This is a genomic window from Siminovitchia sp. FSL W7-1587, assembly GCF_037963795.1.
Taxonomy (GTDB): Bacteria; Bacillota; Bacilli; order Bacillales; family Bacillaceae_C; genus Siminovitchia; species Siminovitchia thermophila.
On record NZ_CP150169.1, the window covers coordinates 2,814,137 to 2,835,500 of the forward strand.

The window sequence follows — 21,364 nt, forward strand, 5'->3', positions numbered from 1 at the left end:
ATAAATGTCTGGGTGCTGACAGATATGCGCCACCCTTTAAAACCTCAGGACTTCAATGAGAAGATCGGCATGTAAAGGAGGAAGCTTGAATGAACGTGTTAATATGTAAAACCGCTGTAGAGGCAACAGAACAGGCATATGATATTTTTAAAAGAAGCTTCGGAAATGGGCTGAAGACACTTGGTTTGGCAACGGGAAGCACGCCCCTAAAATTGTATGAGAAGATTCGTACTTCAGGATGGGATGTTTCCCATGTCACGACAGTAAATCTGGATGAATATATCGGGCTCTCGCCGGATAGTCCTCAAAGTTACAATTATTACATGCAAGAAGAATTGTTTAAATACATGAACTTTAAAAATACGTATCTACCAAATGGAATGGCAGAAGACCCGCAGGAAGAATGTGAGCGATACGAGCAAATCCTCAAAGAAAATCCCGTTGATTTGCAAATATTGGGAATCGGCCCCAACGGCCATATCGGCTTCAACGAACCGGGAACATCCTTCCATTCTCTTACTCATGTTGCCGAACTGACCCCTTCTACACGTGAAGCAAACAAACGATTCTTTGAAAAGGACGAAGAAGTCCCCACTAAGGCCATTACAATGGGCATCTCATCAATCATGGCTGCCAAGGAAATTATCATGCTTGCGTTTGGAGAAGGAAAAGCAGATGCTGTGCGCAAGATGGTAGAAGGTCCCGTATCGGTCGATTGTCCAGCGTCTGTTTTGCAAAAGCATGAACACGCTTGGGTCATCTTGGATGAGGGTGCTGCCGAAAAATTGAAAAGATAAATATAAAACCGAACCCCGGCCCGATATGCTCTCCTTTAAGCAGACAGGTAAAAAATTGAAAACCTGGATGCTAAAAGGGGAGCAGTTCAGCCAAAGCAGAGGTTCGGTTTTTATCGTTCGTCGCAGCTTCTTTTTCTGTTTGTTTCCGTGATCTTGCGTTGTGAAACCGCATCCTGTTCGTAAATATAGCTTCCCTAAAAAAAGACTTGGGTCTTAAAAAGCTGAGAAACCTTCTATTGATTTTCATTAAATTTTAGCAGGTGAGGAAGGAGCTCAGTGAGCGCTTTTTGGGTTTTCTCGGATGCATACGACAAATTGACAAGAGCGCTTAGCAATTTCGGATTTTTTTGAAGCATTTCAATGACGCGCTGCATATCGGCATCTCGGGAATGTTCCCGCAAAACAAGGGGCGGGTATTCTTTTCCTGTCGGATCACCAAACATCATCCGCATCAATTGCTCATCGGGAATGGAATAGGCACGTTTAAAATCTTTTAACATGTCTATTGTAATTTGTCTTTTTCCTGTCTCATAAAAAGAAAGGGCGGTTTGGCTGATATGAAGACGGCGTATGGCCTCTTCCTGGCTTAATTTTAATATTTCCACGCGATATTTCCTTAACTCTTCATGAAAAGCCATCGTCATCCCCCGTTAACTTTTTTGTCTAAACATAACGGGTTTTTTCTTCTCGAAAGCTTGATATTCAATTTTGTAATAAAATTTCCTATTTCATTTTAAAATAATGAGAATTATACAATAAAAGTCTGTTTTCTTTATGGGTACTTTTAACTATGATAAAGGTAACGGGAGAAGGGGGTGAATGGTAGTGTCTGCGTTTGTCAAAATAAAAAAGGTAATTGCGAAAGGCGGTTTGATAGGAAAAAATATGGCATTGGTTTGTAAGGGGACGAGGGTTGAGGGTACACATATATTTCTAATGAAGCCAAAGTTTCATTTCTATGACTCACTCATTAGCAACACTCCTCTGGACCCTCATCATTCGGAGTCCTTCCGTTTATCTCCCCTCCACGTTGAAACAACCATCATGATTGAAATAAAGGCCGATGTTCACAAATGGCGAGCGGCAATATCCATAGATTTGAACAAATGGAAATTTTTTGTGGACCCCTATTTGGACGAGACCGGCTTCTTTCCGCAGAGAATGGCCTACATGCTGCTTGCGTCTTTCGGATTGAAAAACAACCGCCATGAACTAAGCTTCGCAACATTGGCCACGATGAGAAATTCCTACGTAAGATACATAAGAAGTCCTCATCTCCATCGGGATCAAGGCGGTAAAGAAGGGCCGGAATCAAAAAGCTGAGGTACTCCTTTCACCCAATGAATGTTCAGAAGCATTTTCCAATCATTATTCAAAAATAATTCAAAAATACAGATCATTGATACGATCATATTTGTAAACGGATACATTATTTTATTACCTTTCAAACAGCTACAAGATTCTGAAAAATGGTTGACGAAACCCCGAAACCACGGTATTATTTAGAACAATGTATCCCACTAAAGTATAGTAAATGGGTAAGTTTGAGAGGGGCGAAAAATGGTGAGTGAGCAATGGATTTTCCTCGACGGCGAATTAGTAACGAAAGAAGATGCCGTTGTTTCGGTATATGATCACGGATTCCTGTATGGGGACGGTGTTTTCGAAGGTGTTCGATCATACAATGGAAACATATTTCGACTGAACGAACACTTAACCAGATTATACGAATCTGCAAAATCAGTGATGATAGATATACCGTATACGAAAGAGGAAATGACTCAGGTTCTAATAGAAACTCTCCGGAAAAACAATCTGAAAGATGCCTATATTCGTCTCGTTGTTTCCCGTGGAGTCGGGGATTTAGGGTTGGATCCAGCAAACTGCAGAAAACCTTCTGTCATTGTCATTGCTGAACCGCTCCGTATTTTCCCGAAGGAAATGTATGAATCGGGAATAGAAATCGTAACGGCCTCGACACGGAGAAACCGTTCAGATGTCTTAAGCCCGATGGTAAAATCCTTAAACTACTTAAATAATATTCTTGTAAAAATAGAGGCGAATCTTGCCGGAGCACATGAAGCTCTTATGTTAAATGATCAGGGATATGTGGCGGAAGGTTCAGCTGATAACATCTTTCTCGTAAAAGATCAGAAGCTGTATACGCCCCCTGGACATATTGGAGCGCTCGTAGGAGTTACGAGAAATGTCATTATCGAAGTTGCTCGTGAAAAAGGCTATGAAGTATTGGAGTCTGTTTTTACATTACACGATGTTTACACAGCAGATGAAGTATTTTTGACCGGTACAGCCGCGGAAGTCATCGCAGCCGTAAAAATTGATGGCCGCGTGGTCGGAGACGGAAAACCTGGCCCGGTTACAAACGACTTGCTTGAAAGTTTCAGAAAAATAACAACAACAGACGGAGTCAAAGTTTACGACGAGGCTCTACATGTAAGCTAAGACAGATAAAAGAGAAGGAAGCGGGGATTGACATGCGGAGCGACATGATAAAAAAGGGGATAGACCGAGCCCCGCACCGGAGCTTGCTTTACGCAACGGGTGTAAAAACAAAAGATTTGGATAAACCGTTTATCGGTGTTTGTAATTCATATATTGACATCATTCCAGGGCATAAGCATTTACGGGAATTTGCCGAAGTGGTGAAGGAAGCCATTTGGGAAGCCGGAGGCGTTCCGTTTGAATTCAACACAATCGGCGTCGACGATGGCATTGCCATGGGACATATTGGAATGCGTTATTCACTGCCCAGCCGGGAACTGATCGCGGATGCTGCGGAAACGGTTATCAACGCACACTGGTTTGACGGTGTATTTTATATTCCCAACTGTGACAAAATCACACCGGGAATGCTCATGGCGGCTTTCCGGACAAATGTCCCGTCGATATTTGTCTCGGGCGGTCCGATGGAAGGCGGGATGTCTTCAGATGGTGATCCGTTGACTTTAACTTCTGTTTTTGAAGGAGTCGGAGCCTATCACGCCGGAAAAATGACAGCGGAGAAATTGCTAGACATTGAACAGAATGCATGTCCGACATGCGGCTCTTGTTCCGGAATGTTCACAGCAAACTCCATGAATTCCTTAATGGAAATGCTGGGGGTTACCATTCCCGGAAACGGAACAATTGTCGCCACATCAAATGAGCGTCACCGTTTAATCAAAGAAGCCGCCAAAAATTTGATCCGCATGGTCAAGGAAGATGTCAAGCCAAGAGACCTTGTGACCGAACGGACCATTGATGATGCATTTGCACTTGATATGGCCATGGGCGGCTCAACAAATACGGTTCTCCACACATTGGCTATTGCACACGAGGCAGAAATAGATTACGATTTATCTAGAATTAACGAAGTAGCCAAACGTGTTCCTTATTTGTCAAAAATCGCTCCAGCATCTAACTACACGATGCAGGACGTCCACGAAGCCGGTGGAATCAGTGCCATCATTCGCGAATTATGCGAGATGGGCGCTGTTGAGCGTGATCGTTTGACCGTTACTGGCAAAACCGTTTATGAAAATGTGAAAGACAGCGTCATTACCAATCCTGAAGTCATACGGCCAAGGGAGAAGGCATATAGTCCAGTTGGAGGATTATCCATCCTTTACGGAAACATCGCTCCAAATGGCGGGGTCATTAAAGTTGGCGCGGTGGACCCGTCGATTACAACATTCCGGGGTAAAGCGATTGTATTTGACTCTCAGGAAGATGCGCAAAAAGGAATTAACGACGGTACTGTACAATCGGGACATGTCGTAGTCATTCGTTACGAAGGGCCAAAAGGCGGACCCGGAATGCCGGAAATGCTCGCGCCTACGTCAGCCATTGCCGGCCGGGGACTGGACAAAGAAGTCGCTCTGATAACAGATGGGCGTTTCTCCGGGGCATCAAGAGGAATCTCGATAGGACATATTTCTCCTGAAGCTGCTGAAGGCGGACCAATCGCATTGGTGGAAAATGACGATGAAATTTTTATTGATTTGGAAAATCGGACTATTCAACTGCTGGTAGATGATGTTATACTTGCCGAAAGGCAGAAGAACTTAAAACCGTTTGAACCGAAGATCAAGAAAGGTTACTTGGCAAGATACTCAAAGCTGGTCACGTCCGCAAGTACAGGCGGCGTCATGAAAATATAAACCTTAAAGGCAATGATGAGGAAAAAGTGGATGAAGCCCTGCATTTACAGAGAGTCGGAACTGCTGGAAACCGGCAATGCAGTCATTCGCGACATCACCTTAGAGCCGGAATCCTGAAAGCGAAAGCGATTATGGATTCACGGGGATTACCCAAAGTTCCCGTTATCAATGAACAGCTTACCTGCTGTTCATGAGTCAGTGATTGTCACTGTAAAGTAGGGTGGTACCATGAAAGTTTTTTCATCCCTGCATAAAAGGTTCTCCTTTTGTGTGGGCTGAAAAAACTTTTTTTATTATAAAAAAAATGACAAGATGAGTTGCTGCCGCACTGGTAAAAGTTCTTATTAAAAATAATCATTCAATTCAAAATGAAAGGAAGGCGCTAAGAGGTGAGTATAGGTTTCCCGATGAAGACAGGCAACCAAAAACAAGACACGGAAACGCAAGAGCAAGTTAAGACTGGAGCAGACTTGTTCATAGAAGCACTGCAAAAGGAAAACGTCGAAATCATTTTCGGATATCCGGGAGGAGCTGTACTCCCGATTTACGATGCTTTATATAAAAACCCGATCAGGCATATTCTGACAAGGCACGAACAAGGAGCCATCCATGCCGCGGAAGGATATGCAAGGGTAACCGGAAAACCGGGTGTTGTCATTGCTACTTCCGGCCCGGGGGCTACAAACCTTGTGACGGGTATTGCCGATGCCATGATGGATTCCCTTCCACTCGTTATTTTTACCGGACAGGTCGGCAGTTCCGTGCTAGGAACAGATGCATTCCAAGAGTCGGACATTGTCGGAATCACGATGCCGATTACAAAACACAACTATCAGGTGAAAAAGCTGGAAGACCTTGGCCGGATTATTAAAGAAGCATTTTACATTGCGTCGACCGGAAGGCCCGGCCCTGTACTCATCGATATTCCGAAAGACATCGCGACGCAAACGGCAGGCGTTTATCCGGAAAAGCCAATTCATCTGCCGGGGTATCAGCCGACCACACGGCCAAACTATTTGCAAATTCAAAAGCTGGTCAATGCCATGGCCAGTGCGAAAAAACCACTTATACTTGCAGGGGCGGGTGTCCTGTTTGCAAAGGCCGCGGAAGCATTCCAGGCTTTTGTTGAAAACACAAGGTTCCCGGTGACGAATACATTACTCGGGCTTGGCAGCATCCCTGGCGACCATCCTCAATTCCTGGGAATGGCGGGTATGCACGGAACTTACGCATCCAACATGGCAATTACCGAATGTGATTTGCTCATCAACTTTGGAGCCCGGTTTGATGATCGCTTGACTGGAAACTTGGAACACTTTGCACCGAACGCAACAATCGCCCATATCGATATTGACCCGGCCGAAATCGGGAAGAACGTTCCCACGGAGATTCCGATTGTGGCTGATGCAAAAGCGGTATTGGAAGAGCTCAACAAAACGGATTTCCATGTTCCGGATATTTCCGAATGGACAGAGCACTTGGATGAGTACCAAACAAAATATCCGTATAAAACGCCGGAATCAAAGGAGAATGAGTTGTCTTCACCGCATGTGATCGAAATGATTCACGAAATCACTAACGGAGAGGCCATTATCACAACAGATGTCGGACAGCACCAAATGTGGACCGCCCAATACTATCGCTTTAAAGGTCCACACAAATGGGTTACCTCCGGAGGACTGGGATCGATGGGCTTTGGTTTTCCATCAGCGATCGGCGCGCAAGTTGCCGACCCTGAAAGGACGGTTGTTTCCATTTCAGGAGATGCGGGCTTCCAAATGTGTCTTCAAGAGTTGTCAGTCGTAAAGGAACTTGGGTTGCCGATCAAGATCGTTATTTTAAACAATAAATGTCTTGGAATGGTTCGCCAATGGCAGGAAAAGTTCTACGAGGAGCGTTATTCCCAGTCGTTGATTCCCGAGCAGCCTGACTTTATCAAACTTGGCGAAGCATATGGGATTAAAGGCTATAAAGTGGAAAACGCCGAGGAAGCGAAAGCCATTTTTGAAAAAACATTTAATACTCCGGAGCCGGTTATCATTGATTGCCGTGTCATCCAGGAAGAGAATGTCTATCCAATGGTTGCCCCAGGCACAGGACTACATGAAATGATTGGGGTGGGACAATGAAACGTGTTGTAACATTAACAGTCAACAATAATAGTGGTGTCCTTAACAGGATTACCGGACTGTTTTCCAAAAGACAGTTTAACATCGAAAGCATCACCGTCGGACCAACGATGAACCCGGGGATTTCCAAAATGACATTAATCGTTCCGATTGAAGATCCGGCGAAGATGGAACAGCTTTTAAAACAACTGCAAAAACAGATAGATGTTTTAAAAGTGACAGACATTACAGATAAGAGAATGGTCACAAGGGAACTGGCATTAATCAAAGTCACTTGCCCGCCGGCAATTCGCAGCGAAGTATACAGCATCATCGAACCGTTCAGGGCAACCGTCATTGATATGGGCAAGAACATTATTACCGTCCAAGTCACCGGCGAACCTTCAAAGGTTGAAGCATTTATCGACCTGTTGAAGCCGTATGGCATTAAGGATATTTCTCGAACAGGCGCTACGGCGTTTGTTCGGGAACATCAAATACAAGAAACATCAGAACAATCAATTTTACAATTATAAAAGAGGAGATGGAAATTATGGCAAAAGTATATTACAACAACGAAATCAACGAGGCAGTACTACAAGGAAAGAAGATTGCGATCATGGGTTACGGTTCTCAAGGGCATGCCCATGCAAGCAACTTAAAAGATAACGGATTTGACGTTATTGTAGGTGTAAGACCAGGAAAATCTTTTGAGCAAGCAAAAGAAGACGGACATGAAGTATATCCGGTAAAAGAAGCGGCTGCCCAGGCAGATATCATCATGATCCTCCTGCCGGATGAAAGACAAACAGCTGTATATGAAAATGAAATCAAACCTGAATTGACTGAAGGAAAAGCATTGGCATTCGCCCACGGATTCAACGTGCACTTTAACCAAATTGTTCCTCCTTCAAACGTTGACGTATTTCTTGCAGCACCAAAAGGACCTGGCCATTTGGTAAGACGTACATTCCAAGAAGGTGCGGGTGTACCGGCTCTATTCGCTATTTATCAAGATGCCACAGGCAAAGCAAGAGATATTGCATTGGCATATACAAAAGGAATTGGAAGTGCCCGTGCCGGCGTATTGGAAACAACTTTCAAAGAGGAAACAGAAACAGATCTTTTCGGAGAACAAGCAGTTCTTTGCGGTGGAACAACAGCGCTTGTAAAAGCTGGTTTCGAAACGCTTGTCGAGGCTGGATATCAGCCGGAATTGGCATACTTTGAGTGCTTGCACGAATTGAAATTAATCGTTGACCTTATGTATGAAGACGGATTGGCAGGTATGCGCTACTCCATCTCCGATACAGCACAATGGGGAGACTTCGTATCCGGTCCGCGTGTTATTGATGAAGGTACAAAAGAGCGCATGAAAGAGATCTTGAACGATATTCAAACAGGGAAGTTTGCAAAAGGCTGGCTGTTAGAAAACCAGTTGAACAGACCGGAATTTAATGCAATCAACCAACGGGAAAGTGAACATCTCATTGAAAAAGTAGGCCAAGAGCTTCGCGAAATGATGCCATTTGTCAAGGCCGGCAAAAAGAAAGCCGACAAGGAAGTGGTGACCAGTGCGAAAAATTGACATCTTTGATACAACACTTCGCGATGGAGAGCAGTCGGCTGGCATTAATTTAAATACAGCCGAGAAGCTTGAAATTGCCAAGCAATTGGAACGCTTTGGAGTAGATGTAATGGAGGCGGGCTTTCCCGCCGCCTCTCCAGGCGATTTGGATGCGGTGCGGCAAATTGCTTCCACCATCAAACATTCATCTGTTACAGGATTGGCCCGTTCAGTAAAATCTGACATCGATGCAGCCTGGGAAGCCCTCAAAGTGGCTGAATGTCCAAGACTTCACGTCTTTATTGCCACTTCACCGATCCATATGACTTATAAGTTAAAGCAAACTCCTGAACAGGTCGTTGAAACGGCAGTTGAATCGATTAAATATGCGAAGCAATTTTTCCCGATTGTGCAATGGTCAGCAGAAGACGCATTTCGCTCTGATCCGGCGTTTCTTGCCCATATCGTGGAACAGGCCATCAAGGCTGGCGCTTCAGTCATCAACTTGCCCGACACGGTTGGTTATGCGACTCCGCATGAATATGGAGTGATGTTCAAATATATGAAAGAGAATGTTCCAAACGTTGAGCAGGTTAAATTGTCTTCCCATTGCCACAACGATCTCGGCATGGCAGTAGCAAACACGCTTGCCGCAATTGAAAACGGCGCTGATCAAGTTGAGGGTACGATTAATGGAATCGGGGAAAGAGCCGGTAACGCGGCCCTTGAGGAAGTAGGAGTCGCTCTTTATACGAGAAAAGATGCTTACAATGTTGAAACAAACTTGACGCTGAACGAAATCAAACGCACGAGTCAGCTTGTCAGCCAATTGACCGGAATGGTCATCCAGGCGAACAAAGCTGTTGTTGGAAAAAATGCGTTTGCCCATGAATCAGGCATCCATCAAGACGGCGTGTTAAAAGAGCCGACCACATATGAAATTATTACTCCGGAGCTTATAGGCGAAACATCCAACAACTTGGTGCTCGGAAAACATTCCGGCCGCCACGCGTTCCATGAGCGCGCGAAAGAAATGGGTTTCCTCCTTGATAAAGAAGCTTTAAACGAAGCATTCAAAGAATTTAAACAATTGGCTGACCGCAAAAAAGAAATTACGAAAGAAGATTTGTGGACTATTTTGACGCACCAGCAGTTGAAAGCCGAAGAGGCAGCTATTTATGAACTTGAGTCTATTCAAGTTCAATACGGTACAGAACATATCCCCACAGCTACAGTACAGGTAAAAATTCCAGAAGGAACGGTCGTAGAAGATGCCTGCACCGGAGCCGGCAGCGTAGAAGCGATTTTTAACGCGCTCGAACGGATTGTAGATGGAAAAGTAAACTTGCTTGACTACAGGGTTTCTTCTATTGGCAAAGGAAGAGACGCGCTTGGAGAAGCCGTCGTTAACTTGACTTTTAATCATACTGAAGAACTAACAGGCAGAGGTACGGCGCAAGATGTATTGGAAGCATCGGCCAAAGCGTATTTGAACGCTATCAACCGTTCGTTGCTGCAAAAGCAAATGGAAGAGCTCGTAAAGTCATCGGTGTAATATAAATATGAAGGAGGAAACACGGGATGAAAAAACGGGTAGCTGTACTCTCTGGAGACGGTATTGGTAAAGAAGTAACGGAAGCGGCAGTTGCCGTGTTAGATTCAATTGGCCGCCGCTTTCACCATAAGTTTGAGTGGGTGTATGGTTTACTAGGAGGGGCAGCCCTAGACGAAGCCGGCCATCCCATTCCGGAAGAAACAATCAAGATTTGTGATGAAAGCGACGCTATTTTACTTGGTGCGATCGGCGGCCCAAAATGGGATCACTTTCCGAAAGAACTGCGGCCGGAAAAAGGACTTCTCCAAATTCGAAAACACTTTGAGCTAAGTGTGAACTTGAGACCCGTGCAAGCATACAAAACGCTTCTAGCCTTCTCCCCATTAAAAGAAGAAGTAGCCGAAGGTGTGGACCTTGTATTCGTAAGGGAACTAACGGGAGGCCTTTATTTTGGAGAACCGAGCTACCATACAGACGATCAAGCCGTCGATACGTTAGTTTACGGCCGTGAAGAAATCGAACGTGTCGTCAGATTCGCATTTGAGTTGGCAAAACAACGGAGAAACAAGGTTTCTTCGATCGATAAAGCGAATGTATTGGAGTCGAGCAGATTATGGCGAAAAATTGTGGAAGAAGTGGCTGCCGAATATCCAGAAGTAGAATATGAACATATGTTAGTAGACTCTGCATCTATGAAGCTAATCACTTCTCCCGCTTCATTCGATGTCATTGTCACCGAGAATATGTTTGGCGATATTTTAAGTGATGAAGCATCCGTTATTGCAGGCTCGCTCGGAATGCTGCCATCCGCAAGCCTTCGCGCAGATGGTTTCGGCTTGTACGAACCTGTACATGGATCTGCGCCCGACATCGCTGGACAAAATAAAGCAAACCCGGTTGGAGCCATCTTATCCGGTGCCATGATGCTTCGCAGTACATTCGGCATGAACCAGGAAGCAGCGGCAATTGAAGAAGCGGTCAGAAACGTTTTTGAAGACGGTTATTTTACGGGTGAGTTTAAAGTTGACGGCAGCAATGTATTAACAACAACAGAAATGACTGAAAAAATCATTGAAGAAATAGAAAAGGAACTTATTTCAGACCATATTTTAGCGGCTTATTCGTGAGGTGTGACAGTTGGGCAAAACAATTATTGAAAAAATATGGGAAAAACATGTAGTACACAGAGAAGAAGGTAAACCTGACCTTCTATATATCGACCTTCATCTTGTTCATGAAGTAACTTCTCCGCAAGCGTTTGAAGGATTGCGGTTAAATAATCGCAAAGTGCGCAGGCCTGATCTCACATTCGCGACGATGGATCATAACGTTCCAACACGCTTGAATGAAGAAGTAACGGACCCAATCGCCCAGAAACAAATGACTACGCTGGAGAAAAATTGCTTAGAATTTGATGTTCCACTTGCTGGAATTGGACATCCGAACCAGGGCATTGTTCATGTTATCGGGCCGGAACTCGGGCTAACACAGCCTGGAAAGACAATCGTTTGCGGCGACAGCCATACATCGACACATGGAGCATTTGGCGCTCTTGCTTTCGGTATTGGAACAAGCGAGGTTGAACACGTACTGTCCACACAAACATTGTGGCAGTCAAAGCCAAAAACAATGAAAGTCGAAGTAAAAGGAGATCTTGGGCCGGGCGTAACGGCAAAAGACTTGATCTTGGCCATCATCGCCAAATATGGTGTGAACATCGGAACAGGCCACATTATTGAATATACCGGGGAAGCGATCCGCAAGCTGACAATGGAACAACGAATGACAGTATGCAACATGTCTATTGAAGCCGGTGCAAGGGCAGGCTTGATCAGCCCGGATGAAACGACCTTTGAATATTTAAGAGGCCGTGAACATGTCCCCGCAGGTGATGCGTTTGATAGATTAGTTGAAGAATGGAAAGGACTCGTGTCTGACCCGGATGCACAATATGATTCAGTCATTGATATTGATGCCTCCGAGATCGAACCCTTTGTTACATGGGGAACAAATCCTTCCATGGGCGTCGCGATTTCAGAACCAATTCCAAAGCCTGAAGATGCCAAAAATGAAGCTGAAAGAGAATCCATTGAGCAAGCGCTCGAATATATGGGTCTTGAAGGCGGAGTAAAAATGACCGATGTGGATATTCAATATGTATTTATCGGATCATGTACGAACTCCAGAATGGAAGATTTACGTTCGGCGGCTAAAGTATTGAAAGGCAGAAAAGTAAAAGGCGGCGTAAACGCCATCGTTGTTCCCGGATCACGAACAGTCAAAGCCCAGGCGGAAAAAGAAGGTTTAGATAAAATCTTCCTTGATGCCGGATTTGAATGGCGCGAGACAGGATGCAGCATGTGTCTCGCCATGAATGCGGATCAAGTGCCTCCCGGCATGCGCTGTGCTTCGACGTCCAACCGGAACTTTGAGGGACGTCAGGGGAACGGCTCCCGTACACATCTCGTCAGCCCGGAAATGGCTGCCGCTGCGGCGGTTGAAGGCCGATTCGTTGACGTGAGAAACTTATTGAAAGGGGAGGTGCTCACATGAAACCCATTAAAGAAGTAACGAGTGTCATCACCCCGCTGGACCGTTCCAACGTAGATACAGACCAAATTATCCCGAAGCAATTTTTAAAGCGGATTGAACGTACCGGATTTGGGAAATACTTATTCTATCATTGGCGTTTTCACGATGACGGTACGGAAAAGCCGGATTTCGTATTAAACAAACCTGAATATAAACATAGCGAGATTCTGGTTGCGCGGGAAAACTTCGGCTGTGGTTCTTCGCGTGAGCATGCTCCTTGGGCATTGGGCGACTATGGATTCCGTGTCGTCATCGCACCAAGCTTTGCCGATATTTTTCACAGCAATTGCTTTAAAAATGGCATTTTGCCTATTCAATTGGAAGAATCAAAAATCGAAGAACTGCTGCAAGCAGGGAAGGAAAAGCCGTTGCAAGTCACAGTCAATCTTGAGACTGAAACAATCAACACAGCGGATGGGAACACCTATTCATTCTCCATTGATCCGTACCGCCGCCAAATGTTGTTGAACGGCTGGGATGAAATCGCCTTGACATTGCAGTTGGAAGATAAAATTGCGGCTTATGAAAAATCAATCGCTAAATAAGTAAGGAAGACTTGACGCTGGCTTGGAGACCAGCGGGCAAGTCTTTTTTTATGTGAGCGCATGGATTGAAATGTTTTATAGTTAAGGTCTCCGGCGGAAAAGAAGTAGTTGCACTCTATATGAGTGAGTGGATTGAAATTTCCAATTGTCTATGAACTGGATAAGCGGTATGAGTGTTGCACTCTATATGGAGTGAGTGGATTGAAATTTGCCGGGGAAGAAGGGGGAAACTTGGACGACGTCGCACTCTATATGAGAAAAAGCACATCTTGGTCATCTTGAAAAAATAGAACCTTCGAGCGGGCAGATGCGGAATAATGTCTTGACTTATTATGATAAAACCATATAATTAAGTATACTAAACACTTTAGGTTACTAACAGGAGATTTTTAAACGAAATGTTAAATGAATACATTCGACATGTCAAAGAACTGCATCAGGCAGAAGAAAATTGTAATTTGGCCATTGTGAATGAATATCGACCGCTCATGAAATATGATTTAACCTCGAAGCAGGAAATGCTATTGAAAATGGTGAGAAAATATAATGGTTTAACAGTGAGTGAGCTAGCCAAGCATATGAAGGTAACTTCCAGTGCAGTTAGCCAGATTATGTCAAAGCTGGAAAAAGATCATTATATTAAAAGGTCCATCAATCCTGCCAACAGGAGAGAAATCATTGTGTCCCTCGCCCAAAAAGGAAAAGAGTACTTTGCGGAAAGGGACCATATTGAAATCAAGATCATTCAAAAATATTATTCAAAGCTCAGTTTGGAAGAAATCATTACATTGAAAAACATTACTATTAAGCTCGAGAAGCTAATGAGCGGGAATTGATCAAAAAGGTGGGAAAAATCCGATGAATTATATTGATAGGGCCTGCCAAAAGATCCAAGTGGAGGAAGGCAGGCAAGCAGTTGAACGATTGCTGATTGAGTGCTATGTAAAGCCCGGAATTTCAACAAAAGAACTTTCCCGCTCTTTACAGATTCCTGTTCCGATCACGGTTGCTATTAGGAATGAACTGGTAAAAGCGGGAGCGCTGACATCCCAACGAGGAACTCGCTGTACTTTCCATGGCAAAAGATTTGTTGAAACGGAGTTGGGATATACCAGTTTTCATAGGGAGTTATGGAACAAAATCAGCAGCAGTCCTTCTTTCCCAACAGATCTCTTTGTAAAAAAATATCGACATATATATGATTCCAGACCACAGATCAACGCTGTAATTGATCAATCAAAATGTACGCCCGAAACAAGTTTTAAGCGGGCCATACATGCTATACGTTCCCACTCCGTGATCGGTAAAAAAGTACTTTGTGTCGGAGATGATGATTTAGTCAGTGTTTCACTTGCACTCATTTTGAAAAAGCTTTTACCAAACAGGAATATACACACAAACATACAGGTCATAGATATCGACAATAAGATGTTGGAACATATCGAAAATATCTCGCGGCAATACAACTTAGAGATTGACTGCCTGCAATGGGATGTAAGAAATCCACTGCCTAAAGAATGGGCGGATCAGTTTGATTGTGTTTTTACAGACCCGCCATATACATCATCTGGTCTTTCATTGTTTCTTTCCAGGGGAATTGAAGCCCTAAAAAACCAAATAGGATTGAAAATATATTTATCCTATGCGCATAAACACCCAAATTTCATGTTACGTATTCAAGAAGAGATAACCAAATTAGGTTTGTCTGCAACAGAAATCATGCCGAATTTTAATGAATATGAAGGAGCGCAAATTCTCGGTGGCAGCGGGCAACTAATGACATTGACAACAACTTGCAAAACAACCCCGCTGTACACAGACACATTTGAAAAACCTTTATATACAGGGGAAATCAAACAAACGCTTCGCCAGTACAGTTGCAAAAAATGCCGAACAACTTATCATGTCGGTTTCGATCAACATTATAAAACAATCGAACAACTGAAAAAGGCAGGGTGCAGTGCCTGCTATTATAAAACATTTGACCTCATCAAACGTGAGGTAAAAAATGTCGAGTGATTGTTTAGATGTCTAAATAATAAAGGTGATTAAAATTAAGGAGGGTTTGAGTGCCTATATGAAATATACAACAGAAGGAATCCATATAACCGCCGATTTATGGTCCATTGACCCATCCATTATCAAAAACAATGTATTGTTGGCCGCTTTGGCGAAAAATGCAGCCAAGATGTCCGGAGCCACGATCGTATCCGCTCAGTGTAAAGAGTTTCAACCGTATGGAATGACTGCTGTTATTTTGTTGTCGGAAAGTCATTTATCCATTCATAGCTATCCGGAAAAATCGTTCATTGCCATTGATTGTTATACGTGTGGAGAAAAAACCGATCCAGAACTTGCCATTCACCATTTCATTTCCAGCCTGAAACCGCTAAAAGCATATGTGCGAAAACTGAAAAGAGGAGCAGGTATGATTCGTGATATGCCTATCAAGATAAAATTAGACCCCGCGGGTTGTGTTAAAAGCCTTACATGAAAAATCAGCAAAAAGAACATGGGCTCCCGATTATGAAAGGTGCGCTTTCAGTTCTGCAATGTGAGGTTTACCAAACAGTTGTAGCAGGAGACCATACGATTTTAATTGGAAAAGTCATTGATATACGTGTAGAGAAGCGGGACCCCATGTTATATCACCGAAGAAATTTTGGTTCAATTCCCGCAACGTTTTATACAAATCAGTGATGCTGTCCCCGAGTAATGGATAATACATCTGTTGCTTGGGGGTTTTTTGTGGTAAGGCATTAGCATCAGAAATGCATTCGATGAGTAAAAACCTTTATAAACGGGCGCTCAGTAATGTTTTTATGGATCTTGCCGCAACGTGTTTTTACCTGTATAATAGACAGTATCAAAAAACCATTAAAACTATTATAGTTTAAATGGTTTTTGTGGAGGGGTATAGGTTGAAAGAAAGAATCATGCAAGCCTTTGTGGATGAAATGAAGGATAAAGGGATTAAATTTACGATGAACGACTTGGCGGGCCGGTTGGGGATCAGTAAACGGACATTGTATGAACATTTCCCGGCAAAAGCGGATATTTTAGATGCCCTGATAGAGTTGACAATCAGCGAATTTGATGAAAGAACAGAGACGATTATTCAAGATAACAGCCTAACCCTGCTGGAAAAAATAAAAGCGGCCATTAAGGTTGTTCCGAAATATGATGAATTCTATGATCTGCACATATTGGAACAGATGAAAAAGTACTATCCAAAGCAATGGGAAAGAATGCACAACTCTTTAAATGAGTGGGAGCCTTTAAAAAAGCTGCTTGAACAGGGGATTGAGGACGGGGTCATTAAAGATCAAAATATTGATTTGCTCATGCGACTCGTTATAGATGCAACGAATCTTACATTGGACCGCCACTTCATTTGGGAAAATAGGATCACTGTGGAAGAGGCTATGAGTGGTATTGTTAATGTTTTATTGTTTGGAATGGTTGCAGAACAGGGTGAACGTTAATCACCGCTGCAACCATTATGTTATTTTTTTGCGTGAGAAAACTTTAAAAACCAAAATGGTTTTCACATTTTTGTAGAGGTGCTAGCTATATGAGTTTTTTGAAACAAATGAGTAGAAGAAAAAAGATCGGCTTAACTTTTGTTGTGATCATTCTATTTTTGGATATGCTGTTATACAGTGTGATCATTCCTTTAACTCCCTATTATGAAGAGACATTTGCCGCTTCACCCACGATGATCGGCGTTTTATTTAGCAGCTATTCTATTACATTACTGATTACGACAACGTATTTTGGAAAGTTGACAGATCGGATCGGCAGAAAAAAACCGATTGTTGGCGGCTTGATTGGATTAAGTCTCTCTACGATCCTTTTTTCCAACCCGATGCAGTTTGAAGTGTTAATTATTGCCAGGGCATTACAAGGCATTGCTGCCGCGGCAACTTGGACGGCGGCGCTTTCTTTGCTTGCCGATTTATTCGTTAAAAAAGAACGGGCTGTTGCCATGGGGCTGGCGATGACCAGTCTGTCTGCGGGCACATTATTGGGAGCGCCAGTTGGGGGCTTGCTTATTGAAGTTGGCAGTTATCAAACACCCTTTTATACGATATCAGCCATCCTCATCGTAGTTGTCATTCTTGCAGCCATCTATTTAAAAGAGGCGAAGCGGAGCAATGTGCAGGAACCAAAAAAAATAACGGAGCTGTTAAAACAACGTCCCGTCATCTGGATATTGACAATTATGTTCATCAGTGAAGGAACATTGACGATGTTAGAGCCTATCCTGCCGATGTATTTATCCAGTACGTTCAGCGGTAATTCCCTCTTTATCGGCTTAATGTTTGGGGTGTTAACATTGGCTTATGGCGTTATGGCGCCCATTTCCGGCTTGTTAATAAACAAATACACACCGAGTCGTGTCGTTTTATTTGGCTTGCTTCTTGTGGGGGTATTTTTGCCGTTCATTGTCTTTGCCAAATCCGGTTTGCAAATGGTCATTGCTTTGTTGCTTGTGGGGGCGAGCATGGGATTGGCGGTTTCACCGACTTTGACAATGCTGGGCAATACCCAAGGCGAAAGTGAACAAAATTCTTATGGGGCTCTATATGGTTTATTTAATATCTTTTTCGCCGTATCGGCCATCGTTGGTCCTTTTTTGGGCGGTGTTCTCGCAGACGCATTTACTTCAAAAATAACGATACTCATCGCAAGCGGGGCTGTTTTCATTTCCACTCTCGGGCTCGCATTATTAAGGAAAAAAAGTATGTGTGACAACGAATATGCGCCCTCGGCAAGCGCTGTTCGAAGAGTGGATTAAAAGGGAAAATATAGATGATAAAAAAGCTTGCTCTTGAATAAAAACAGGGGCAAGCTTTTTGTAATGTGCTGTAAGACTCCTACTTCAAAACGTGAGGGTGATCCAAAAGGTCTAAGTGTGAGAAAACGGCACCTAAATGCCCCGATTGGTTCAACTAACATTCAGTGGATCCCTACTGAATGAAGTTTCACTTATTATTAAACGGACGCTTTTCGAAGTAAGAAAAATGAGCTGGCTATACTGAATAAAATCAGTGGCAAAAGCCAATAGGAAACCCCGGCCGCCGTTTGGGACAAAAACCAGTGAAAGATATCGGTCCACACACGGAAATGATGAAATAAAAATACCGCGATACTACTGGCCAATAACAGGGATAACAATAACAGCAGCAATCCTTTGCCACCAAAACGCTTGGCAAAGCTCATAATCAGAAATCCAAGAAAAAATAAAAAGGTAAACAGAATCATGTACATCACCAATTGTTCCATAAAAATCCCTTCATTTAAATAAGGAAGATGGAAAAAGTATAATCTGTTTCCCCAGCTGTTTAACATGTTTTCAAAGAAGGCAAAAATACTCACGAAAAGGGCGATGATAAAGTTTGCCGTAAGACCCATCAAAGCTGTGCCCCAGAAATAATCTTTGCGCGTGACGGACATCCCGATTGCAAAGGAAAAGGACTGGGCAACGACGATCATCCCCAATGTAAGCACATAGGCAAAGATGGAAATGACACCGCCCGAGTAAATGTTTTCATCATTATTAATCAGTAAGCTGACAATCAGATTGACAAAAAAGCTAAAAGAGAGAATGATTAACGGAATATAGAGCCAAATCCATTTATCTTTCCGGTGAATGCTGAAAACAGCTTTCATGTTCATTTGGTCATCGCTCCTTTTTGTTCACGGCTCTTTGTTGTCAGATATATGCTTAACTGCTGCAGCGAAACAGGGGTTATTTCCAGGCCGATTGTTTCTGCTTGTTTTAGCTCATGGCCATGATGATCCCGAATAACCGTGGCTGATAGCAATCCTCCGAACGGTTCCCGATGGATCACTTCTTTCCCGGAAATGAAACCTTCAACTTCAGGTGCCCGGCCGGTAACCGTAAAGGCCATTCCCCTGAGGTCCTCAGCATCTTGATCGATGATCAGCTCACCGTCCGCCATCATGAATATATGCTCAAGCAAATTGCTCACTTCATCAATCAAATGTGTAGAAAGAATCACTGTACGTGGATGTTCCGCATAATCATCCATCAGCCGATCGTAAAAAACATTTCGGGATACGGCATCAAGACCCAAATAGGGTTCATCAAATATCGTTAAGGAAGCCCGGCTCGCCAGTCCAATGACAATTCCAACCGCTGAATGCATGCCGCGGGGAGAGCTTTTTAATCCGACGCTTGGAAGGGAGGCGAAATTCATCTATTAGCGAAAGAGCAAAATCCTCATCCCAATTCGGGAAAATAGATTTGGAAACAGCAATGGCATCACCTACCGTATAATGATCCGGGTATTTTTGACTCTCCTTTATAAAACAAATTTGCTTCAACACATTCCTGTTTTCATACGGATTTTCGCCAAATACCTTAATGTTGCCTCCAGTTGGAAAAATTTGCGCAGTAATCAGTTTCATTAATGTCGTTTTGCCGGCTCCATTTCTCCCGAGCAAGCCATATATTTTGTCTTTTTCTATGGAAAAGTTAACATCATTTACAGCTTTAAAGCTGCCAAACGCTTTTTCCAATCCATTCGCTTCGACGATATAGCCCATTACTTTTCAGCTCCTTTCCGAATAAGTTCAATCAACTGTTCTGACGTAATTCCCAGTTTCTTTGCCTCTCGGATCACCGTTGCGACATGTTGTTCATAAAATAACTTTTTCCGTTTTTCTTTTAGCTTCGAACGTGCGCCTTTCGCCACAAACATTCCAATCCCCCGCTTTTTATAAAGAATTCCATCATCTACCAACAAGTTGACGCCTTTAGCGGCAGTAGCAGGATTGATCTTGTAAAAGGCCGCGAATTGATTGGTTGACGGGACCTGAGATTCTTCCGACAAACTGCCTGAAATAATGTCATCCTCGATTCGCTCGGCAATTTGTATAAAAATGGGGCGTCCGTCATCTACTAAATGTTTCACCGCTTCACCACCACATTGGTTAGTTACTTATGTAATTAACCATATAACGAAAAGGTGTTCAATTCAACATTTTTTAGATTTGTAGCATCTAAAATAAAAAAAGACTTGCTTCGCTATGATGGACAGCAAGTCTTTCTTCATAAAGGTGGGCACTGGGAAAGGAGTGCTATACCCGTTCATTTTTATTCTTTTTAACGTATTCCTCGAAGTACGCAAAAAGCTCTTTAACTAATTGCTCATTTACTCTTGTTAGTCTGGTCATAATATCATTATAGTATGTCTGATCGGGCAGCCGCTTAAACAATGCCCTGTCTGGAGCTCCTTGTGAATCGTTTGTATTCACTTCAATCAACCACAGTTCTCCTTTGCCATCAACACCGAAATCGATTCCAGCTTCCATGAAAATATCATGTTCATCTAGCAAATGACAAATGTGCATGGCTGATTTGGCGACATTTTCCATAATTTGGGCAGCTCGCTCTTCGCTTTTAAATAAGGTAGATAATACTTTCTTTGTAGGTTCAACAGTTCCATTGCTTTCAAAGTTTGACACAATCGACTCGGGTCCTCCTACACGGACTAAATCTCCGGCATAAACCCATTTCTCATCAAGATCCCGCTGTAAATGGGCCCGAATGTCGATGGGACGTTCTTTGTACATCAACAAAGGTGCCCCTTCCTGTACAATACAAAGCTCATCATTATAAACGCCGGACAGTTCAGCAAACAGTGGTTCGATTTGATCAAAGCCCTTGCCAGGATGTCCCTGCAGTTTCCAAACGAGCTGCCCGTTCTCCTTCGTAATTTTGCTGATTTTTTCACCGCCAAAAGTAAAAACAGACTTTATAAAAATGCATTCATACTCACTTATAAACTGTTCAAAAGATTGCCGAGAAAAAACACCTGTATGAGGTATGCGAAAGTACGGTGCGGGTTTTTCTTTCACAATTTTGTACATTTCCCATTTATTAAAAAAACCACGGACTGGATCCAACTTCGGCTTCACTATTTATCCCACCTTTAGATACTTTATGAGTTTTTCGACCCATTATAAAAATATGCGGAAACCACAAAAATGGTTATATTCAAAAAAACA

General features: G+C 43.2%; 21 protein-coding genes, 1 pseudogene and 1 other annotated feature. Of the genes and pseudogenes, 17 read left to right on the forward strand and 5 right to left on the reverse strand.

Translation table 11 applies throughout. The features are described from left to right. Positions 1-89: 89 nt before the first annotated feature. The gene (gene nagB / locus NST31_RS13200; protein WP_339161137.1) at positions 90-797 is read left to right on the forward strand and encodes a glucosamine-6-phosphate deaminase; all 708 of its coding nucleotides are present in this window, start codon (positions 90-92) and stop codon (positions 795-797) included. A 233-nt stretch (positions 798-1,030) separates the two neighbouring features. Here nagB and NST31_RS13205 read toward each other — a convergent pair whose 3' ends face one another. Further along, a complete protein-coding gene (locus NST31_RS13205; protein WP_339161140.1) occupies positions 1,031-1,435 on the reverse strand; it encodes a helix-turn-helix transcriptional regulator in 405 nt (134 codons plus the stop codon). Between the two features lie 187 nt (positions 1,436-1,622). On the opposite strand from NST31_RS13205, the gene NST31_RS13210 reads away from it, so the two are divergent. From NST31_RS13210 to NST31_RS13285, 16 genes are all read left to right on the forward strand, one after another. Then, on the forward strand, positions 1,623-2,120 hold the full coding sequence (locus NST31_RS13210) for a hypothetical protein (RefSeq protein WP_339161144.1): 498 nt from the start codon (positions 1,623-1,625) through the stop codon (positions 2,118-2,120). A gap of 240 nt (positions 2,121-2,360) precedes the next feature. Next, a complete protein-coding gene (ilvE, locus tag NST31_RS13215; protein WP_339165552.1) occupies positions 2,361-3,260 on the forward strand; it encodes a branched-chain-amino-acid transaminase in 900 nt (299 codons plus the stop codon). Between the two features lie 32 nt (positions 3,261-3,292). Further along, the gene (gene ilvD / locus NST31_RS13220) at positions 3,293-4,957 is read left to right on the forward strand and encodes a dihydroxy-acid dehydratase (protein WP_339161146.1); all 1,665 of its coding nucleotides are present in this window, start codon (positions 3,293-3,295) and stop codon (positions 4,955-4,957) included. A gap of 3 nt (positions 4,958-4,960) precedes the next feature. Then, positions 4,961-5,208 (forward strand) — a binding site (T-box leader). A gap of 156 nt (positions 5,209-5,364) precedes the next feature. Further along, positions 5,365-7,086: an acetolactate synthase large subunit gene (gene ilvB / locus NST31_RS13225; RefSeq protein ID WP_077109594.1), complete on the forward strand. Its 1,722-nt coding sequence runs from the start codon at positions 5,365-5,367 to the stop codon at positions 7,084-7,086. Beyond that, a complete protein-coding gene (ilvN, locus tag NST31_RS13230) occupies positions 7,083-7,601 on the forward strand; it encodes an acetolactate synthase small subunit (protein ID WP_077109593.1) in 519 nt (172 codons plus the stop codon). Before ilvB ends, ilvN begins: the two co-directional genes overlap by 4 nt. Before the next feature lie 17 nt (positions 7,602-7,618). Next, positions 7,619-8,653: a ketol-acid reductoisomerase gene (gene ilvC / locus NST31_RS13235; RefSeq protein ID WP_077109592.1), complete on the forward strand. Its 1,035-nt coding sequence runs from the start codon at positions 7,619-7,621 to the stop codon at positions 8,651-8,653. Then, entirely contained in the window at positions 8,640-10,187 is a 1,548-nt protein-coding gene (locus tag NST31_RS13240; protein ID WP_339161149.1) for a 2-isopropylmalate synthase, read from the forward strand. The genes ilvC and NST31_RS13240 overlap by 14 nt, the downstream gene beginning before the upstream one ends. Positions 10,188-10,213: 26 nt before the next feature. Further along, a complete protein-coding gene (gene leuB, locus NST31_RS13245; protein WP_339161150.1) occupies positions 10,214-11,314 on the forward strand; it encodes a 3-isopropylmalate dehydrogenase in 1,101 nt (366 codons plus the stop codon). Between the two features lie 10 nt (positions 11,315-11,324). After that, on the forward strand, positions 11,325-12,740 hold the full coding sequence (gene leuC / locus NST31_RS13250; protein WP_339161152.1) for a 3-isopropylmalate dehydratase large subunit: 1,416 nt from the start codon (positions 11,325-11,327) through the stop codon (positions 12,738-12,740). Next, positions 12,737-13,324, forward strand: coding sequence for a 3-isopropylmalate dehydratase small subunit (gene leuD / locus NST31_RS13255; RefSeq protein WP_339161155.1), 588 nt, complete (start codon positions 12,737-12,739; stop codon positions 13,322-13,324). The genes leuC and leuD overlap by 4 nt, the downstream gene beginning before the upstream one ends. 398 nt (positions 13,325-13,722) lie before the next feature. Continuing rightward, positions 13,723-14,160 carry a MarR family transcriptional regulator gene (locus NST31_RS13260; protein ID WP_339161158.1) on the forward strand — a complete coding sequence of 146 codons (438 nt, stop codon included), beginning with the start codon at positions 13,723-13,725 and terminating at the stop codon, positions 14,158-14,160. A gap of 22 nt (positions 14,161-14,182) precedes the next feature. Further along, a complete protein-coding gene (locus NST31_RS13265) occupies positions 14,183-15,343 on the forward strand; it encodes a bis-aminopropyl spermidine synthase family protein (protein ID WP_339161161.1) in 1,161 nt (386 codons plus the stop codon). Positions 15,344-15,401: 58 nt separating this feature from the next. Then, positions 15,402-15,818 carry an adenosylmethionine decarboxylase gene (gene speD / locus NST31_RS13270; protein ID WP_339161163.1) on the forward strand — a complete coding sequence of 139 codons (417 nt, stop codon included), beginning with the start codon at positions 15,402-15,404 and terminating at the stop codon, positions 15,816-15,818. Beyond that, entirely contained in the window at positions 15,815-16,024 is a 210-nt protein-coding gene (locus NST31_RS13275) for a flavin reductase family protein (protein ID WP_339161165.1), read from the forward strand. Before speD ends, NST31_RS13275 begins: the two co-directional genes overlap by 4 nt. A gap of 221 nt (positions 16,025-16,245) precedes the next feature. Beyond that, positions 16,246-16,809 carry a TetR/AcrR family transcriptional regulator gene (locus tag NST31_RS13280; protein ID WP_339161167.1) on the forward strand — a complete coding sequence of 188 codons (564 nt, stop codon included), beginning with the start codon at positions 16,246-16,248 and terminating at the stop codon, positions 16,807-16,809. 89 nt (positions 16,810-16,898) lie between these two features. Further along, entirely contained in the window at positions 16,899-18,125 is a 1,227-nt protein-coding gene (locus tag NST31_RS13285) for an MFS transporter (RefSeq protein WP_339161169.1), read from the forward strand. A gap of 197 nt (positions 18,126-18,322) precedes the next feature. Here NST31_RS13285 and NST31_RS13290 read toward each other — a convergent pair whose 3' ends face one another. From NST31_RS13290 to NST31_RS13305, 4 genes and pseudogenes are all read right to left on the reverse strand, one after another. Next, the gene (locus NST31_RS13290) at positions 18,323-19,006 is read right to left on the reverse strand and encodes a hypothetical protein (RefSeq protein ID WP_339161172.1); all 684 of its coding nucleotides are present in this window, start codon (positions 19,004-19,006) and stop codon (positions 18,323-18,325) included. Further along, positions 19,003-19,900, reverse strand: a pseudogene (locus NST31_RS13295) (ABC transporter ATP-binding protein). Before NST31_RS13295 ends, NST31_RS13290 begins: the two are co-directional and overlap by 4 nt. Continuing rightward, positions 19,900-20,268, reverse strand: coding sequence for a GntR family transcriptional regulator (locus NST31_RS13300; RefSeq protein ID WP_339161175.1), 369 nt, complete (start codon positions 20,266-20,268; stop codon positions 19,900-19,902). Before NST31_RS13300 ends, NST31_RS13295 begins: the two are co-directional and overlap by 1 nt. A 166-nt stretch (positions 20,269-20,434) precedes the next feature. Next, complete coding sequence (locus NST31_RS13305) at positions 20,435-21,274, reverse strand: YheC/YheD family protein (protein ID WP_339161178.1); 840 nt, start codon at positions 21,272-21,274, stop codon at positions 20,435-20,437. Between the last annotated feature and the right edge of the window lie 90 nt (positions 21,275-21,364).

Coding starts and splice junctions, on each gene's coding strand:
- ilvC (WP_077109592.1), top strand. CDS start 7,619: ATGGCAAAAGTATATTACAACAACGAAATCAACGAGGCAGTACTACAA.
- NST31_RS13205 (WP_339161140.1), bottom strand. CDS start 1,435: ATGGCTTTTCATGAAGAGTTAAGGAAATATCGCGTGGAAATATTAAAA.
- ilvN (WP_077109593.1), top strand. CDS start 7,083: ATGAAACGTGTTGTAACATTAACAGTCAACAATAATAGTGGTGTCCTT.
- nagB (WP_339161137.1), top strand. CDS start 90: ATGAACGTGTTAATATGTAAAACCGCTGTAGAGGCAACAGAACAGGCA.
- NST31_RS13290 (WP_339161172.1), bottom strand. CDS start 19,006: ATGAACATGAAAGCTGTTTTCAGCATTCACCGGAAAGATAAATGGATT.
- ilvD (WP_339161146.1), top strand. CDS start 3,293: ATGCGGAGCGACATGATAAAAAAGGGGATAGACCGAGCCCCGCACCGG.
- NST31_RS13285 (WP_339161169.1), top strand. CDS start 16,899: ATGAGTTTTTTGAAACAAATGAGTAGAAGAAAAAAGATCGGCTTAACT.
- NST31_RS13260 (WP_339161158.1), top strand. CDS start 13,723: ATGTTAAATGAATACATTCGACATGTCAAAGAACTGCATCAGGCAGAA.
- NST31_RS13275 (WP_339161165.1), top strand. CDS start 15,815: ATGAAAAATCAGCAAAAAGAACATGGGCTCCCGATTATGAAAGGTGCG.
- speD (WP_339161163.1), top strand. CDS start 15,402: ATGAAATATACAACAGAAGGAATCCATATAACCGCCGATTTATGGTCC.
- ilvB (WP_077109594.1), top strand. CDS start 5,365: ATGAAGACAGGCAACCAAAAACAAGACACGGAAACGCAAGAGCAAGTT.
- leuB (WP_339161150.1), top strand. CDS start 10,214: ATGAAAAAACGGGTAGCTGTACTCTCTGGAGACGGTATTGGTAAAGAA.
- leuD (WP_339161155.1), top strand. CDS start 12,737: ATGAAACCCATTAAAGAAGTAACGAGTGTCATCACCCCGCTGGACCGT.
- NST31_RS13265 (WP_339161161.1), top strand. CDS start 14,183: ATGAATTATATTGATAGGGCCTGCCAAAAGATCCAAGTGGAGGAAGGC.